General features: G+C 54.7%; 16 protein-coding genes and 3 pseudogenes. 8 read left to right on the forward strand and 11 right to left on the reverse strand.

Annotated features, from left to right (window positions below):
• The first annotated feature begins 82 nt into the window (after positions 1-82).
• From rpl7ae to JCM10550_RS15025, 8 genes and pseudogenes are all read left to right on the forward strand, one after another.
• Positions 83-451 carry a 50S ribosomal protein L7Ae gene (gene rpl7ae / locus JCM10550_RS14990; protein WP_062400278.1) on the forward strand — a complete coding sequence of 123 codons (369 nt, stop codon included), beginning with the start codon at positions 83-85 and terminating at the stop codon, positions 449-451.
• A gap of 8 nt (positions 452-459) precedes the next feature.
• Positions 460-666: a 30S ribosomal protein S28e gene (locus tag JCM10550_RS14995; protein WP_062400280.1), complete on the forward strand. Its 207-nt coding sequence runs from the start codon at positions 460-462 to the stop codon at positions 664-666.
• A gap of 5 nt (positions 667-671) precedes the next feature.
• Entirely contained in the window at positions 672-866 is a 195-nt protein-coding gene (locus JCM10550_RS15000; RefSeq protein WP_062400282.1) for a 50S ribosomal protein L24e, read from the forward strand.
• Between the two features lie 6 nt (positions 867-872).
• Positions 873-1,324: pseudogene (gene ndk, locus JCM10550_RS15005) on the forward strand (nucleoside-diphosphate kinase).
• Between the two features lie 580 nt (positions 1,325-1,904).
• Positions 1,905-2,425: pseudogene (locus tag JCM10550_RS23730) on the forward strand (nitrilase-related carbon-nitrogen hydrolase).
• A 221-nt stretch (positions 2,426-2,646) separates the two neighbouring features.
• Positions 2,647-3,024 (forward strand): pyridoxal-phosphate dependent enzyme, encoded by a 378-nt coding sequence (locus JCM10550_RS25395; RefSeq protein ID WP_281175430.1) that lies wholly within the window; start codon positions 2,647-2,649, stop codon positions 3,022-3,024.
• Complete coding sequence (gene thrC / locus JCM10550_RS25400; RefSeq protein ID WP_281175431.1) at positions 2,994-4,292, forward strand: threonine synthase; 1,299 nt, start codon at positions 2,994-2,996, stop codon at positions 4,290-4,292. Before JCM10550_RS25395 ends, thrC begins: the two co-directional genes overlap by 31 nt.
• Before the next feature lie 71 nt (positions 4,293-4,363).
• A complete protein-coding gene (locus JCM10550_RS15025) occupies positions 4,364-5,791 on the forward strand; it encodes a DUF3821 domain-containing protein (protein ID WP_062400288.1) in 1,428 nt (475 codons plus the stop codon).
• A gap of 63 nt (positions 5,792-5,854) precedes the next feature.
• Here the strand turns inward: JCM10550_RS15025 and JCM10550_RS15030 are convergent, their stop codons facing one another.
• From JCM10550_RS15030 to JCM10550_RS19930, 11 genes and pseudogenes are all read right to left on the reverse strand, one after another.
• A complete protein-coding gene (locus JCM10550_RS15030) occupies positions 5,855-6,757 on the reverse strand; it encodes a thiamine pyrophosphate-dependent enzyme (RefSeq protein WP_062400290.1) in 903 nt (300 codons plus the stop codon).
• A 1-nt stretch (position 6,758) separates the two neighbouring features.
• Positions 6,759-7,925, reverse strand: a complete 1,167-nt coding sequence (locus tag JCM10550_RS15035) for a transketolase C-terminal domain-containing protein (RefSeq protein ID WP_062400291.1) — start codon at positions 7,923-7,925, stop codon at positions 6,759-6,761.
• Positions 7,926-8,183 carry a 4Fe-4S binding protein gene (locus tag JCM10550_RS15040; RefSeq protein WP_062400293.1) on the reverse strand — a complete coding sequence of 86 codons (258 nt, stop codon included), beginning with the start codon at positions 8,181-8,183 and terminating at the stop codon, positions 7,926-7,928.
• A gap of 1 nt (position 8,184) precedes the next feature.
• Positions 8,185-8,733, reverse strand: a complete 549-nt coding sequence (locus JCM10550_RS15045; RefSeq protein WP_062400295.1) for a pyruvate ferredoxin oxidoreductase subunit gamma — start codon at positions 8,731-8,733, stop codon at positions 8,185-8,187.
• The gene (locus JCM10550_RS15050; protein WP_062400297.1) at positions 8,730-10,094 is read right to left on the reverse strand and encodes a hypothetical protein; all 1,365 of its coding nucleotides are present in this window, start codon (positions 10,092-10,094) and stop codon (positions 8,730-8,732) included. The genes JCM10550_RS15045 and JCM10550_RS15050 overlap by 4 nt, the downstream gene beginning before the upstream one ends.
• Positions 10,095-10,228: 134 nt before the next feature.
• The gene (locus JCM10550_RS15055) at positions 10,229-11,605 is read right to left on the reverse strand and encodes a DUF3821 domain-containing protein (protein ID WP_062400299.1); all 1,377 of its coding nucleotides are present in this window, start codon (positions 11,603-11,605) and stop codon (positions 10,229-10,231) included.
• Complete coding sequence (locus JCM10550_RS15060) at positions 11,589-12,008, reverse strand: DUF3821 domain-containing protein (protein ID WP_083475556.1); 420 nt, start codon at positions 12,006-12,008, stop codon at positions 11,589-11,591. The genes JCM10550_RS15055 and JCM10550_RS15060 overlap by 17 nt, the downstream gene beginning before the upstream one ends.
• A gap of 359 nt (positions 12,009-12,367) precedes the next feature.
• Entirely contained in the window at positions 12,368-12,910 is a 543-nt protein-coding gene (locus tag JCM10550_RS15065) for a hypothetical protein (RefSeq protein ID WP_062400303.1), read from the reverse strand.
• Between the two features lie 47 nt (positions 12,911-12,957).
• The gene (locus JCM10550_RS15070; RefSeq protein WP_062400305.1) at positions 12,958-13,743 is read right to left on the reverse strand and encodes a hypothetical protein; all 786 of its coding nucleotides are present in this window, start codon (positions 13,741-13,743) and stop codon (positions 12,958-12,960) included.
• Positions 13,740-14,078 (reverse strand): hypothetical protein, encoded by a 339-nt coding sequence (locus JCM10550_RS15075; protein WP_062400306.1) that lies wholly within the window; start codon positions 14,076-14,078, stop codon positions 13,740-13,742. The genes JCM10550_RS15070 and JCM10550_RS15075 overlap by 4 nt, the downstream gene beginning before the upstream one ends.
• An 843-nt stretch (positions 14,079-14,921) precedes the next feature.
• Positions 14,922-15,126, reverse strand: a pseudogene (locus tag JCM10550_RS19930) (IS701 family transposase); the annotation flags it as partial.

Genomic DNA, 15,126 nt, shown 5'->3' on the forward strand with positions numbered 1-15,126 from the left:
TGAGTGATGAGGGAGCAATACGCTACCACGTACGCCCGGGTAAAAGACCGGGAGTATTCTGTGCTCCTGAATGAGGTGAGTTATGTCAAAAGTATACGCAACATTTGAAGTTCCTGACGAGATCCAGAACAAAGCTCTTGAAGTTCTTGAGGTCTCCCGGGACACCGGTAAAATTAAGAAAGGATCAAACGAAGCAACAAAGGCTGTCGAGCGCGGAAACGCTGAACTCGTGCTTATCGGCGGCGACGTTGAGCCGGAAGAGATTGTGATGCACCTTCCTGCACTCTGCGAAGAAAAGCAGATTCCGTATCTGATCATCAATAAGCAGAATGATGTTGGCGCAGCAAGCGGACTCGATGTCGGCTCCGCAGCAGCAGCAATTGTCAAGGCAGGAAAAGCAAAGGATCTTCTTGTTGAGGTCGTTGGACAGATCTCAGAACTGAGAGAGTGAACTGACCTATGGCAGACGCAACGCCAGCAGAAGTCCTTGAGGTCATTGGCAGTACCGGTATGCATGGGGAAGCTATGCAGGTGAAGTGCCGTATCCTCGAAGGAAACAATAAAGGCCGTATCATCAGCCGCAACACGGTTGGACCTATCCGTGAAGGCGATGTCATCATGCTCCTTGAAACCGAGCGTGAAGCAAAGAAACTCTCAAGAAGGTGAAGTGAATGGTTGAGCATCATATCTGTACGTTCTGCGGGGGGGAACCGCTGGAACCCGGTACCGGGAAGATGTTTGTCCGCAAGGACGGATCCATCTCCTATTTCTGCAGCCAGAAATGTCAGAACAACCAGCGTCTCGGGCGTGTCCCCCGGCGTGTTGTCTGGACCAAAGCAGGCCGCAAAGCACTCGGAAAGGAGTAATCCTTTATGGATCGCACCTTTTTAATGATCAAACCCGACGCGTCCAGCGTGGCCTTGTCGGTGAGATCATTGCCCGGTTTGAGAAGAAAGGCCTGAAGATGGTCGCTGGGAAGTTTGAGACTCTCCCGGAAGACCGTGTGATGGAGCACTATGCCGAGCACACCGAAAAACCATTCTTTGCAGGTCTGAAGGCCTATATCACGAGCGGACCCTGTTTCCTCATGGTATGGGAAGGCAAAAATATCGTTGCCATCACCCGGCAGATGATCGGGGGGGCAACGAATCCTGCAGAGGCAGCACCCGGTACGATCCGTGGTGACTGTGCAATGGAAATCGGGATGAACGTCATCCACGGCTCTGACTCCGATGAGACAGCAGCCCGCGAGATTGCGATTCATTTTGCACCGGAAGAACTGAACGCATACACACGAATTGACGAAGCATACCTCTACGAATAATCGTAGAGGCAGCCAATTCTTCTTTTTTACGACATTTTGCGGACCGCCCTTCCTTCGGGTAGGTATAAAACAACAAACTTAAATGAGGACACGAATGAAATTTACTGCTGATAACCGGAGGGTGTTGTACTATCATGTCTGAATTATTACTACGGGGGGGAATGATTCTTGTCGGGGGAGCCATCGTTCTTGCAGGTACGCTGATCGCAGCCGAAATTTTAGGATATCCCATACCATTTGCAGGGCCGCTTCTTCTCGTCTGTGGCGCACTCATCATTGTCGGCGTGTATGTCGTGAACAAGGGTGCTATTGAGGAGGCATCCGGGGGGGCGCTGATGAATGAGGAGGCCTTTCGCATCTGTTGTGTGCAGGCAGAAAGTCTCCCGGACGCTCCGGAAATAAACCTCCCGCGGGCAAAAGAATATGCTTTGGAAGCCCGGAAGCAGGGCGCCTCCCTTATCGTATTTCCCGAACAGTATCCGACCGGATGGGACCCGCAGGGAACAACGTTCACCGATGACGGTGGGGGGGTGTCATCTGCCAGGGCTGGTCTGCCATTGCAAAGGAGGCGGGCATTCATGTGCTGGGTTCCTATCGCAAAGAAACGGATAGCCTGCCGCAGAATGTCGCCGCAGTCTTCGCACCGGACGGCAGATGCATTGCAGAGTATGCCAAGATGCACCTCTTCTCACCGGGGGAGAGGATGCATCCTTCCTGCCGGGAGATACACTTGGGATATTCAGGCTCGGGAACGTCCGGTTTGGTATTGCCATCTGCTATGACCTGCGGTTTGCCGACCTCTTCGGTGCCTATGCACGGGCGGGCTGTGCAGCGGTGATCGTGCCTGCCGCCTGGCCCTGTGCCCGACTGAAACACTGGGACCTCTTTCTCCATGCCCGTGCCCTTGAAAACCAGATGTACGTGATGGGCATTAATCCTGCAAAAGATTCTGCGGGAGGGGGGGAATACTGCGGTGGGACTACCATTGTTGACCCGCAGGGGGGGGAGACGGTCGTCCGGGCAGAGGGTGCCGGCTGCAGCCTTGTCTGTGCGGACATCGACCTGCCGTGGTCCGGGCAGCGCGTGCTGCATTTCCGGTAGGTGCAGACCGGCGCGAGGAGCTGTATTCTTCTCTCTGAACGGTATGGGAAGGGAAGTATCTATACCTACCGCGGGCACTAACCTATACTCTATGTATCGTCTTGTCTGCATAGCTGTGGGAGAGAATATTCACCAGATGACATCATCTACCACTGCCGTGAATGCGGCCACCTGCTTACGGTAAAATACGACCTAGATAGTTTGAATATATCACGTGCCGAGTGGAATCGCCGCCCCCCCTGAACCTCTGGCGCTACCGGGAACTCTTACCGGTGACCGGTGACCCCCCCGTCACCCTACAGGAAGGAGGCACCCCCCCTCTCTATCACATGAAGAGACTCGGTGAGGAACTCGGTCTGAAGCACCTGTATGCCAAGCACGAGGGAATGAACCCCCCCTCGGGATCGTTCAAGGACCGCGGGATGACCGTCGGTGTCTCCATGGCCATGCAGCTGGGGATGAAGACGGTTGCCTGTGCGTCAACCGGCAATACCTCGGCCGCCCTTGCTGTCTATGCAGCAAAGGCGGGGGGGATTCCCGCGGTTGTCCTGCTCCCGCGGGGGGGAATGTGGCACTGGGCAAGGTGGCACAGGCACTGATGCACGGTGCAAAGGTCATTGCCATCCGTGACAACTTTGACCGTGCCCTTGAGATGGTGCACGATCTCTGCATCTCCGAAGGTCTCTATCTCTTAAACTCGGTCAACCCCTACCGGCTGGAAGGGCAGAAGACCATCGGGTTTGAAGTCGTGGACCAGCTGGGCGATGTCCCTGACCGGATTGTCCTCCCGGTAGGGAATGCGGGCAATATCTCCGCGGTGCACAAGGGTCTGGGCGAGTTCATCGAACTGGGCTTCGCTGACCGGATGCCGATGATGACGGGTATTCAGGCGGCAGGGTCTCAGCCGGTTGTCGAGGCCATCTCCGGCAATCTGCCGGAAGTGATTCCGTTCAAATCACCGGAGACGGTGGCGACGGCCATCCGTATCGGTGCACCGGTCAATGCGGAGAAGGCATTGCGTGCCATCCGCCAGACCGGTGGTACCGCTGAGTCCGTCACCGATGAGGAAATCCTCTCAATGCAGCGTGACCTGGCCCGCAAGGAGGGTATCGGTGTTGAACCTGCTTCTGCAGCGTCGGTGGCAGGCATCAAAAAACTGGTAGAAGAAGGACGCATCGACCCTGACGAACGGATTGTGTGTGTGGTGACCGGGCACCTCCTGAAAGACCCGGAGACGGTGATCCGCCAATGCAGCCCCCCCCATAGAGATAGACGCAGATATTCAGTCGCTCTTATCTGTCTTGCGCTGATCCTCTGTGTAAGCAGTGTGTCCGCTCTCTCGGCCAATTATACGGTCGCAGAGAACGGCACTGCATATACCGCGGAGATCGAAGTGCTGCAGACAGAGAAGTATACCTTCACCGAGCCCGGGGGGGTAATGGGTGAACCGGTGCGGATTACGGTGTCGAATATCACGGTCTTCAATGAGACCGGCCCGGTGAACTTCACCGGCGAGGACTCCGGCACGATAGAATTTCCCAAAGGCAATTACACCGTCCGCTATACCGCACCCCCCCAGAAGGCGAACGAATTCATGGTGGTCCTGTCCGATGCCGCAAATATCACCATCTCACTGCCAAAACAGTATCAGGTGGAAAACCCACTGCTGGGATCGGTGAGCACAGGCGGCGTGGTTAATACGACCGGAAACGGCACGACGATCTTCTGGGAGGAGGAACGGAGTGCGCAGGTCCGCTATTATGACGCCTTTCAGGAGCAGGCGCTCATCATCTTCGGGACATTCTGGATTGGTCTCGTGGTGATCTTTCTGGTGCCCTACCTGATCGTCCGCCGGAAGAAAGAGTAACCTCCCGGACGCATGACGGCACCCTCTTATATCTGGCAGATAATATCTGCCATATCAGAGGGGAACTAAGAATGCGAATACAACTGATTATTTTTGCGTGTCTTATCGGCCTTGTCGGTATCTGTGCGATGCCGGTCGGGGCATCCGTTGTGGATGTTCCACAGGGGTCGACCATTTTTGTCGGGGAAGAAGGACTGGTTTTGCAGCCGGGGGGGGTTCTGGCGGCCAACGATACCCAGGTGGCATGGTACCCGTCGGGGACGACCGTCACCGCCACGAGTGTGCCGGAGATCACGGTGACGGTGATTCCGTCTTCGTTTGACGTGACACCGGTGCAGTTCAGCGGACGGAGCGGCGGCTGGTACTCCTATCCGAACGGGGGGGTGGCAGAAGCAACGCCCCATCTGGCGTTTCTGGTGGACCAGCCGGAAGCACAGGTAAAACTCTGGGTATACACCAGGGAAGGGGGCAAGGACGGCACCGATTATAAGACCATCCGGGGCGTGAAGCTCGGCTTCCGCATGGAGACCAACCTCTACCCAATCTTTAACCGGCCGGGTGTCAGCGCCGGGGAACCGGGTATAGATATCTATGTGGTAGCTCCCGGCGGCTCGACCTATTCCGCACTCTACGATGATGCAACGCCACCGCATGCGGTCCCCATTACCAATCAGCACCCGCAGACCTCCGTTGCCTATGTGCCGGTTGAATCCGGTGCCAGCTGTGTCTGGGACACCGGCAATACCGAGTACGGGGGGGCAGGTATGTATACCTACTACGCCTATGCCGATGTGAACGGGCTGAAAAATGTGATGGGAAAGATTCAGGGCGACACCTTCAGCCTGCTTGCGACAGCAACGGAATCTCCCGGGACAACGCCAACACCAGAAGCTCCAGACCTGATCACCGGCACGGGAACGGTCGCCCTTGACACCACCAGCGGCGGCATTGTAGAGACGGACACCCTGCTGAAAGACCGGTTGGGCCGGGCATATGTCTCGGTGGAGAAGGGGGGGACACGGGCCCTGAACGACAAGGCGCAGGCCCTCACGTCCCTTTCCCTCTATGCAGTGGACAACTCGCAGAATGCCGGCCCGTCCCCGGAAGGGCAGAATCAACTGGCCACATACCAGATCGGTCCGGAAGGGTCAACATTCTTCCCGTCTGCAGAACTGGGCATTCGCATCAGTGACAACTCCCTCTTCCACACTATCTACCGGTGGAATGAGCAGGCAGGCAAGTGGTATGCCATTGATGCAGAGACGGACAATGATGACGGCTACCTGAAGGCGGCGATCACCAAAACCGGGTTCTATATGATGACCTATCCGGCAGGACCGGTCACCGAACCGACGGCAGAGCCGACCGTCCTGCCAACGGCTCCGGCAACAACGGTGCCGACAGAGATTCCGACTCCCATCCCCACGCAGACGCCTCTCGGGTTTCTGGGAATTCTGGCAGGATGCGGGGGGGCATGCGCTCTTCTGAGGAAGAGATAACCCAATTCAAATATTCCTTTTTTGCAGGATTTAAAAAAAGGTGAACGTCCACCGATGGTGGAATTATTCGTTCCGTTCGATATCGATGCCGTATTTTTTGGCGTTTGCGTCAGCAATTGCCTGAATCTTTGCAATCTCTTCGGTGACTGCCTGTGGCTTGAAGAGGTGGCGGAACCGCTTCTGTGCCTTCAGATAGGTTTCAACCGGAATACGGCGCACCTTCTTTGCCGCGGTCAGCTCGCCGTTCTCCATCTCATAGTTGACCCAGAGACCACACTCGATTGCCTGTTTGGCGATTTCAATCGTCTTTGAACCGTCAAAGCCCCCCCAGCCGGTGCTGCACGGGGGGGTATGCACCTGGATATAGCAGGCGCCCGGAGTGTTGACCGCTTTTTCGACCTTCTTCATGACGTCCATCGGGTAGGCAACCGATGCCGTTGCGACATAGGATGCCCCGTGAGCGTTGAGAATTTGGGGGGGGAGATCTTTTTTCGGGAGGGAGTTGCCCGTTGATAACCTGCCGGCAGGCGATGTCGTGGTGCTCGCGTCATACGGCGTGGCACCGGACCGCTGGATACCGGTGTTCATGTAGGCCTCGTTGTCGTAGCAGATGTAGGTGATGTCATGCCCGCGTTCAAAGGCACCGGATATGCAGAGCATCCCGATGTCAAAGGTGGCGCCGTCACCACAGATACAGACGACCTTCTCGGTCCGGTTGTTGTGCTTTAAGGAAGCCTCAACACCGGATGCGACGGCTGCCGCGTTCTCGAAGAGGGAATGGATCCAGGGAACCTTCCATGCCGTCTCCGGGTAGGGCGTGGAGAATACCTCCATGCACCCGGTTGACGCGACGACGATGACGTTCTCGCCGGTCCCTTTCAGGATGAGCCGGGCAAGCAGTGCCGGGCCGCATCCACCGCAGGCACGGTGGCCGCAGTCAAAGAGTTCCAGTGATTTGTCGACCATTTCAAAGCACCTCCGTTCTCAGACCATAGAACGTATTCCCGACACCCTTCTCTGCGAGTGCGGCAATGGCACGGATATCTTTTTTCCGGATATCTCTGCCACCGAGACCGAGAACATAGCTGTATACGTCAATGCCGGTGCCTGTGACGGCGTCTTTTACTTCAGGACCGACAGCGCCCTTCATAGCGGAGCCAAGAGAGATGTTCTTCTCCAGTACGGCAACTTTCGGAACGCCAGCGAGTGCCCGTGCAATCTCTGTTGCCGGGAACGGACGGAAGGTCCGTATCTTGACGAGGCCCGCTTTGATACCGTCTGCACGCATCTCGTCGATGGCGTCTTTTACGGTGCCACACAGGGAGCCAAGGGCAACGAATGCGACATCCGCGTCGTCCATGCGATAGCTCTCGGTGTGACCGGAGTAGTCGCGTCCGAACATCTCGCCGAACTCCTTGCCTGCCGCACTGATGGCTGCACCGGCACGCTGCAGGGCCTGATCCGTCTCATGCCTGAACTCCATGTAGTAGTCCGGGGGGGGTGCATACATGCCCATGGAGATGGGTGCCTTTGCATCGAGTTTGTTGTAGGGCACATAGGGCGGCAGGAATGCATCAATCTCTTCCTGCGTCGGGATGTCCACCGGTTCATAGGTATGCGAGAGGATGAATCCGTCAAAGCAGACAAATCCCGGAAGCAGGACATCGTGCTGTTCTGCTGCCTTGTAGGCGATGAAGTGCTGGTCCGTCATCTCCTGGACGTCTTCACCGTAGAGGTGGAACCATCCGGCATCCCTGAGGGAGATGGAGTCCTGCTGGTCATTCCATATGGAGAGTGGTGCGCCGAGTGCACGGTTTGCAATCGACATGACAATCGGCTGGCGCATGCCTGCCACATTGAAGACCACTTCTGCCATGAGCATGAGCCCCCCCTGGGATGAGGTGGCCGAGTAGACACGGGAACCTGCGGCGGATGATCCGAGGCAGACGGAGAGTGCGGAGAGTTCTGACTCCACGCACAGATATTCTGCGTCCAGTTCGCCGTCAGCGACCATCTCTGCGAGGCGTTCGACGATATGGGTCTGGGGGGTGATTGGGTATGCGGAGACGACCTCGGGCCGGCAGAGTTTAGCTGCTTCTGCAACGGCGTGAGATCCCTCCATTATCTGCATCATTTATTTTTCCTCCTGAATCATGGTGATCGCTTCTGCACGGCATTCTCTGGCGCAGACGCCGCAGCCCTTGCAGAAGTCAAGGTCAAAGAGGATCTGGCCATCCTTATCACTGACTGCGGTCTCCGGGCAGATGAGTACGCAGGTGCCGCAGAGAATGCATTTCTCCATGTCGACGACCGGCATGAAGACACGCCACGATCCGGTTTTATTGTCCTGTGCCCTGCCGGGAGCGGCAGCGCATCCGATACGAAGTGCCATGTTACTGCCCCCCCTCCTTTACGAGTTCATATGCGCGGCGTGCCGCTGCGATATTCTTCTCGGCAAGAGAGCCGGAGAAGCGCTCCCGGAGTGCCTCTTCCAGTGATTCCAGTTCGATTTCACCGGTGGCAGCGGCAAATGCGCCCATGAGGGTGGTATTGGTGATCGGCAGGCCGAGGATCTCCAGTGCGAGGGAGGTGGCGTCGATGGTGATGAGTTTCACTCCCTCAGGCACACCCTCGAAATTCCCGTTCTCGGTGTTAACGAGCGCGATGCCGCCTGCTTTCAGCCCGCTGAAGACATCAACATCGGCAATGAGCGAACTGTCCTGCACAACGATATAGTCAGGTTCGTATATCTGGCTGCGAAGGCGAACTTTCTCGTCACTGAAGCGGACGAATGCCTGCACCGGTGCTCCACGCCGTTCGACACCGAATGCGGGAAACGCCTGTGAGTAGACGCCGCTTTTGAAGGCAGCGGTTGCAATGAGTTCTGCTGCGGTCACAGACCCCCCCTGCCCTCCTCTTCCATGGATTCGTAGTTCTCTCAAAAAATCCCCATATATCTTACATGATTAATAGATAAGAATTTTTGGACCTGGCACACCAGACATTTCCCACGGGAGGGAATTGCCCGCCGGTTCTTCTGCATTTGTCGAAATGGGAAGAACAGCGCAGGGAGACACGCGGAATTGTGCTGCCAGAGAGACCATATGTTTCTGTCGGATTTCTGCGGAAGTGCAGTCCGATTCCGGCCGATTTGTGAGGAAAATCGGGCCGGAACGGGCTTTTGCTTCGGATACTCCGGCCGAGTATGGGAACAAAAAGGGGGGGTGACGGGATGCCGGGGGTATGCCGGTGTTACCGGCGGGGGGGCGGGGGGGTGATATTGACACAGATGTTGCAGGGCGCTGTCGATGAGAGCCAGTAACCCACCCCCCGGTTCAAGCACGGATGCCTGACGGTATACATGCTCCCCGGTGCTGTAGCAATAGGTCTGATCCAAAAGGGCACCGTGGTTGGCATAGATACTTCCGGTCTGAGTTGCAAGGCCAACGCCTCCGATCAGGTTCCAGCCGGGGGGGGAGAGATTTTTCTCGTACTGAGTCAGGGGGGGAACGCCGGAGAATGCAATTTCCCCCCCGTCCGCGAATGCACCGATCCAGTATCCCTCTCCCGGCACAATATCCGTGAGTGGGACTTTCTTGTATGTGCCGGTTGTGGTGTTGTAGGCATAGGCATCTTCGTAGAGGAAGCCGGTCGCGTGATCACGGGAGTGTCTACCGGTGTTGATATGAGGTTCCAGCCGGAAGAGATGGGGGAGTGTAACACATGGGGATGAATGGGGTTCATCTCCTGCCTCAAGAAGGGTGAAGGTCTGTGTTGTATTTTTGGTGGTCGCACCAATCCATTCCACGGTGACGACATAATCGTCAGGAGTATAAGTGGATGTGTCAAGAATGAAACCCCCCCACGTGTTCTCTGCGTCTGCCCTTCCTTTGGTTACAAGTGCTGTCCCGCATGAACCGGGGGGGACGGTAGTGCCATCTGTTGTGGCAAACTCTACAAGCAGGCGGTCACCTGCGGCGAGGTTGGTGGTGCCGCCGATAATAATAGTCTCCCCCCCGACGTGTCGTTCGCCGATTATATCAATCATGATCCAAGGATCCTCAATAATGAAGGTGAGTTCGTAGCAGGTGTCGTCAATGTCCGGGTTGTTCATTGCGGTGACAAGTGCGTCTGCTGTGTTTGATCCCTGAAGGCTGCCGGGGGGGCCATCAAGGATGAACACCGCCGGCAGGTTTCCGGCTGGATCCACGAGTGCAGCGTCGAGAACCGGGCGGACAACCGCGGTCTGGCCTGCGGCGGGATTGTTGTCCTGAGGAGCAAGATCAAAGAGATCGTCGTACATCGGGTGCTGCACAACGACGGAGTAGCATCCTGTGGGTAAATTTTCTGTGTTTGCGAACCGGCATTCGAATGTACCGGTTCCCTCAACGGTCTCGGTGATATGGAATGCACTGTTATTGCCGAGAACCCAGATTGCTACGCCCTGTACGGGGTCACCGGTTGCGTCCCGCTGATAAAGAGGTCATTACCCTTTGCAATCGTTGCCGGAGAAGCGGTGGCGGTGACAAAGGGCTCTTTGATTGCAAGATATGCAGTATCATAGATTGCGTCCTGTGTGTCCAGGTCATCTCTGTTGGTTGCGGTGGAAACGGCATAGATGGAGTAGGTGCCTGCATCAAGGTGCTCACCCTTGGTGTTCCATCGGTATTCCCATGTGCCGTCCGACCCCACAGTCTCACCTCTCCAGGCTGCAAGTGAGTCCAGCTGACCGTCCGGATAGAACGGGCTGACAGATGCGCCATCTGCATCTGTTGCGGAGTTCACTCCATCATGTATGTCATGAAAGGATCCTCCTTTGGAAGGCAAATTTGGGCCGGTGATAAAAAGCCAGGTGTAGTCGCTGTCAGTGTTTGTGCCAGAGAGGACAATCTCTTCACCCATGTAATAAAGGCCATCACCGGGTGTGCCTATTGTGATGCCACCTTTTTCAACATTTATCCGGGTGGTGTCAGATGTGGGGTTGTTTGCAACAACTGCGACGGGTGGAACGGCGAGTGCATTGCCGGGGGGGAAGTAGTCGGCCCGGATGGTGTAGGTATAGTCCCTTGTGGTCTCATCGGTATCAAAACCAACCGTGCGGCGGCCTAAACCGGAGAGTTTGACCATGGCAAAGCAGGCGCCGGTTGCCGGGGGGGCATTCTGGCAGACATCATCCTCAACTGCCTGTCCTGTACGGAACTGGTAGAGTGCGGCGTTATCGCCGGCAGCGGTGCCCGCTAAGTAGACCTTGTCCTGATTTGGTTTGATGGAGGGAATAGTGTCAGGTGCGGTGACACTGCTGGTGCCTTCTACCCAGAGGACATAATACTTGTCAGGGCGTCCGGTGATGGTGACGGAAAAATCGTTTTTGCGGACAACGACGTCCTTGTTTGTCTCAATCATCACATCATCTTTGTCGACATCAAGAGTGTAGACCCTGGACTTGGTGCAACCGGTCACCGTCCCTACGTTATCCTTTGCACCGTTCAGGTTGACCTGTGCATAGAACGAATAGACACCGGTCTTGTATTCTGGCCGATCAAGTGCCCAGTTTGCGTTGAGTACAGCATCAAGCTGTGGAACACCAGGCAGGTAGAACTGTGAGGTGGTTGGAGTGAGGTTTGTCAGTGGGCAGGAGGTCACCGCACCATTATCGGCATAGAGTGCAGTGAAGACGGCTCCCTCTTCATCAACGACAACGACATTGATGTCCGTGCTCTGTTCTGCATTAATCGAGCGCTGGTTAATAACCTGATACAGGTTGCTGTCAACACGGAAGGTCATGTATGTGTCTGTTTTAATTACCTCCCCCATTGGTCAGATCCTCTCCGGTGTTGGCATTGAAAACCTTAACATCAATTGCGGGCATCTGAACATTGATTATCGCCGTGGCAGTTGCAGGGTTGACTGTCCAGTCCACTTCGTACCAGTAACCCGTGCGTGTCTGGAAGGTTGATGGGGGGGAAATCACTTCGTTACCGGGACCTTGGGTGGTATAGGATGCGGATGGTGAAGCGATCCTTGGGTCGTCACCGGGTGCAAACCACATAAGTCCGGCCGGATATGCATCAGGTCCGGTGAAGGTGAGGCCTTCCTCACCAACCAATACTACTCCTGCCTGGGGGGGCACAACGGTTAGATCTGCTGCTGCTGCAGGTGTGATTCCCGCCACTCCGATGATAAGAATGGCCATTAACACTATGCGCAATGTCTTCATTTGAACTCACAACAGTTTGAGATCTGAGTGCCATGAACGATAAGTATTACTATGAGTTTACCTATTGCAGCCCCAATTTGATCAGATATACGCATTTGATAAAAATCTATATACAAAATGAATGGTTGGCGTTTTTTCAACAATGATTCCAGAATTTCGGAATCCTTCACCGGTCACCTGCGTGACCTAGCGAGCGGGGGGGCAAGTGCTGTTGTCTGGTATTCCAACAGATACCGTGAACAAAAAAAGGGGGGGTGACGGGATGCCGGTGATTATGCCGGTGCTACCGGCGGGGGGGTGATATTGACAGAGATATTGCAGGGGGGGCTGTCGATGAGAGCCAGTAACCCACACCCGGTTCAAGGACGGATGCCTGACGATATGCATGCTCCCCCGGTGCTGTAGCAATATGCCTGACCCGGATGGGCGGCTCCGTGGTTGGCACGGATGTTTCCGGTTTGGGTGGCAATGCCGACGCCTCCGATCAGGTTCCAGCCGGTGGAAAGATCTTTCTGATACTCGGTCAGGGGGGGAACGCCGGTGAAGGTCATCTCTCCATCCGTGAACGCACCCACCCAGTAGCCTTCTCCCGGAACGATCTCTGCGAGCGGGACGGATTCGTAGGCATTGGTCGTGGTGTTGTAGGCATAGGCATTCCCGTAGAGGAAGCAGGTGGCATTGATGGCGGGGGGGGTGTCCACCGGGGGGGTTGAGATGAGGTTCCAGCCGGGGGAGACGGAGCGAATATAGGTCGGCTGCGGGGTTGGATCCGGATTGGGTGCTGCGGGCAGGACGTTGAATATCCGGGTTGCAGTCTGATCAGGCACAATACCTTCTACCTTGACAATGTACTCGTCTGGGACGTAGGAAGATGTGTTAACCGTGAAATCCCAGACGTTCACGCCTTCGGTCTCCCCCCCTGCGGTAACAAAAACGATCCCGGATGAACCTATAAATTCACTTGATGCGTCGTCTCGGTCGGTTTGAATGAGGATGAGGCAACATCCATAATCAGTCTGTCACCAACGGCGAGATTGGTGGTGCCGGTGAGGTGAAAGATATCTCCGACATACCGGTCGTCGATTGCATCAATCATGATCCATGGTTCCTCAACCATGAAAGTAAGCCTGAAACAGGTGTCGTCAATCTCCGGGTTGTTCATTGCGCTGACAAGTGCTGTGTATGCATTAGATCCCTGGAGACTACCAGTTCCTTCTATAAGGAATGCAGGTGGGAAGAGTCCGGTAGAACCAACGAGTGAAGCATCAAGAATCGGGCGGACAACAGCGGCCTGGCCTGGTGCAGGATTGCCTGCCTGGGGGACGAGGTCAAACCTGTCGTTCTGCATCGGGTGCTGCACCACAACGAAGTACTGACCGGGTGCAAGGCTTGCCGTGTCCCCGAACCGGTAGTCGAACGCACCGCTCTCATCAACGGTTTCGGTGGCATAGGACGCACAGTCCCTGCCGAGGATCCAAAGTGCCACGCCTGCGGCGGGATTATCCTCTGCGGTACCGGTGATGGAGAGGTCATCACCCTGTGCAATGATTGCAGAGGATGTGCCTGCGGTAACAAACTGCATCTCAGGGTCAACAAATACAGGTGGCTGAATGAGGAACTCGTTGCCGGGCCAGACCTTGCCGTCCTTATCCAACTGACGCAGACGGAAGAGAGTGACATCGGAGACCGGTGCGGCATTGGGCACCTTTCCGGCCAAGGTGTAGTCAACCGTCACCTCATTCCTGGGTATGAGAGATCCCATCCAAAGTGGCGCACATACTGGCTGCTGCTCTGTTTTGGTATGCCCTGTCTATTCACCAGGATGGCATAATCCCATTCCGGGTCCTCAAGCTCGGTGTATGCCTCAAGCTCTTCGGCTGGATTAAAAGTACCTGTATCTCCGCTGCCGGTCAGTTTGACGATGACGTGCACGGTGACCGGATCACCGGGTGCGAGGTTCCCGGATGGGTCAACGTCTGCAACGGTCTCAACAAAATCCGCTGCTGCAGCACCCTGCACGATGCAGAGCGCGAGCATTATGGAAAGGAGTAGTATGATTCCCTGTTTCATGGTATATTTCACCTGACAATCTGATTATCATTCAGGGAGGGACACAATCCCGTCCTCGTCGAACATGGATGAACGACTTTGGACGTGACAGCGTCCCCCCCCTTTGTTTTGCAATGAATTATCTGTTCGTTCATAGATATGCGGTGCGTCACGATTGGTTGCCGGAGTGAGCAATAGCTACCGCCTTTGCGTATTTGGTCATATCGTCACGGGGGGGATAAGACCAATGATCAGATTTCTCTCCCTCACATACCAATCCCGGTAAAGACGATGATTCTCGCTGTTGTGGCTGCTATCCTGAGGAAGAGAATGGTCATCGCGTGCGGCAGACATTCGTAGTGACGCACGCCTGTTGAGAAGTGAGGGGGGGGAAAAAGCGATAAGCTTTACTACCCGAATCCATTTAATATCCTTAATTTGGGAGATAATACACATATATTCGGAAAGTTTATTAATCAATAGGACTTACGCAGTTGTTCGTTGAAAAAAATTAATCAAATCTTATCTGTTGTAAATTATTCATTCTGTGTCTCATAGCGTCACGTATTGGCTGCTCTTTTTGCTCATGTAATGAGATATTATGTTTAATTCTGATCCACTCCATCCTAACAACAGCTCTGATTGAAAGAAGAATATGTCCCATTTGAGCATTTGCCTTCCTTGCCTGACAGGATTTTACGCCGCAATATTGCTTCAGATTTCTATGATATAGCTCAATTTTAAAAGCTATACTGGAGATTTCATTTCTTTCCTCTTCAGACATCTCCAAAAAGTCAGTAGCCCAAAACTGGATTCCATTTCCATCATTATCACGGTGAAAAACTCGAACAATTCCAACTCCTTTTAGCCTGACATTAATTCCCCCCCGCCAGGAATTGGAAATTCATGAATCTGACAATAATTTGTCTCTTCAGTTTTTACCATCCTGTTTTTCTTTAATCTTGTCAGGAAATGCCATCCTAGCTTTTTAACAAGCATGAGATTTCCCATGCTTGAATACCATGAATCAAACAGAACAAATTCAGGAGAAAAACCTCTTTCTTTTGCT

Origin of the sequence: Methanogenium cariaci JCM 10550 (assembly GCF_001315945.1) — an archaeon.
GTDB lineage: Archaea > Halobacteriota > Methanomicrobia > Methanomicrobiales > Methanomicrobiaceae > Methanogenium > Methanogenium cariaci.

Coding starts and splice junctions, on each gene's coding strand:
- JCM10550_RS15075 (WP_062400306.1), bottom strand. CDS start 14,078: ATGAAACAGGGAATCATACTACTCCTTTCCATAATGCTCGCGCTCTGC.
- JCM10550_RS14995 (WP_062400280.1), top strand. CDS start 460: ATGGCAGACGCAACGCCAGCAGAAGTCCTTGAGGTCATTGGCAGTACC.
- JCM10550_RS15055 (WP_062400299.1), bottom strand. CDS start 11,605: ATGGGGGAGGTAATTAAAACAGACACATACATGACCTTCCGTGTTGAC.
- JCM10550_RS15000 (WP_062400282.1), top strand. CDS start 672: ATGGTTGAGCATCATATCTGTACGTTCTGCGGGGGGGAACCGCTGGAA.
- JCM10550_RS15040 (WP_062400293.1), bottom strand. CDS start 8,183: ATGGCACTTCGTATCGGATGCGCTGCCGCTCCCGGCAGGGCACAGGAC.
- JCM10550_RS15060 (WP_083475556.1), bottom strand. CDS start 12,008: ATGAAGACATTGCGCATAGTGTTAATGGCCATTCTTATCATCGGAGTG.
- JCM10550_RS15050 (WP_062400297.1), bottom strand. CDS start 10,094: ATGTACGACGATCTCTTTGATCTTGCTCCTCAGGACAACAATCCCGCC.
- JCM10550_RS15035 (WP_062400291.1), bottom strand. CDS start 7,925: ATGATGCAGATAATGGAGGGATCTCACGCCGTTGCAGAAGCAGCTAAA.
- rpl7ae (WP_062400278.1), top strand. CDS start 83: ATGTCAAAAGTATACGCAACATTTGAAGTTCCTGACGAGATCCAGAAC.
- JCM10550_RS15030 (WP_062400290.1), bottom strand. CDS start 6,757: ATGGTCGACAAATCACTGGAACTCTTTGACTGCGGCCACCGTGCCTGC.
- JCM10550_RS15025 (WP_062400288.1), top strand. CDS start 4,364: ATGCGAATACAACTGATTATTTTTGCGTGTCTTATCGGCCTTGTCGGT.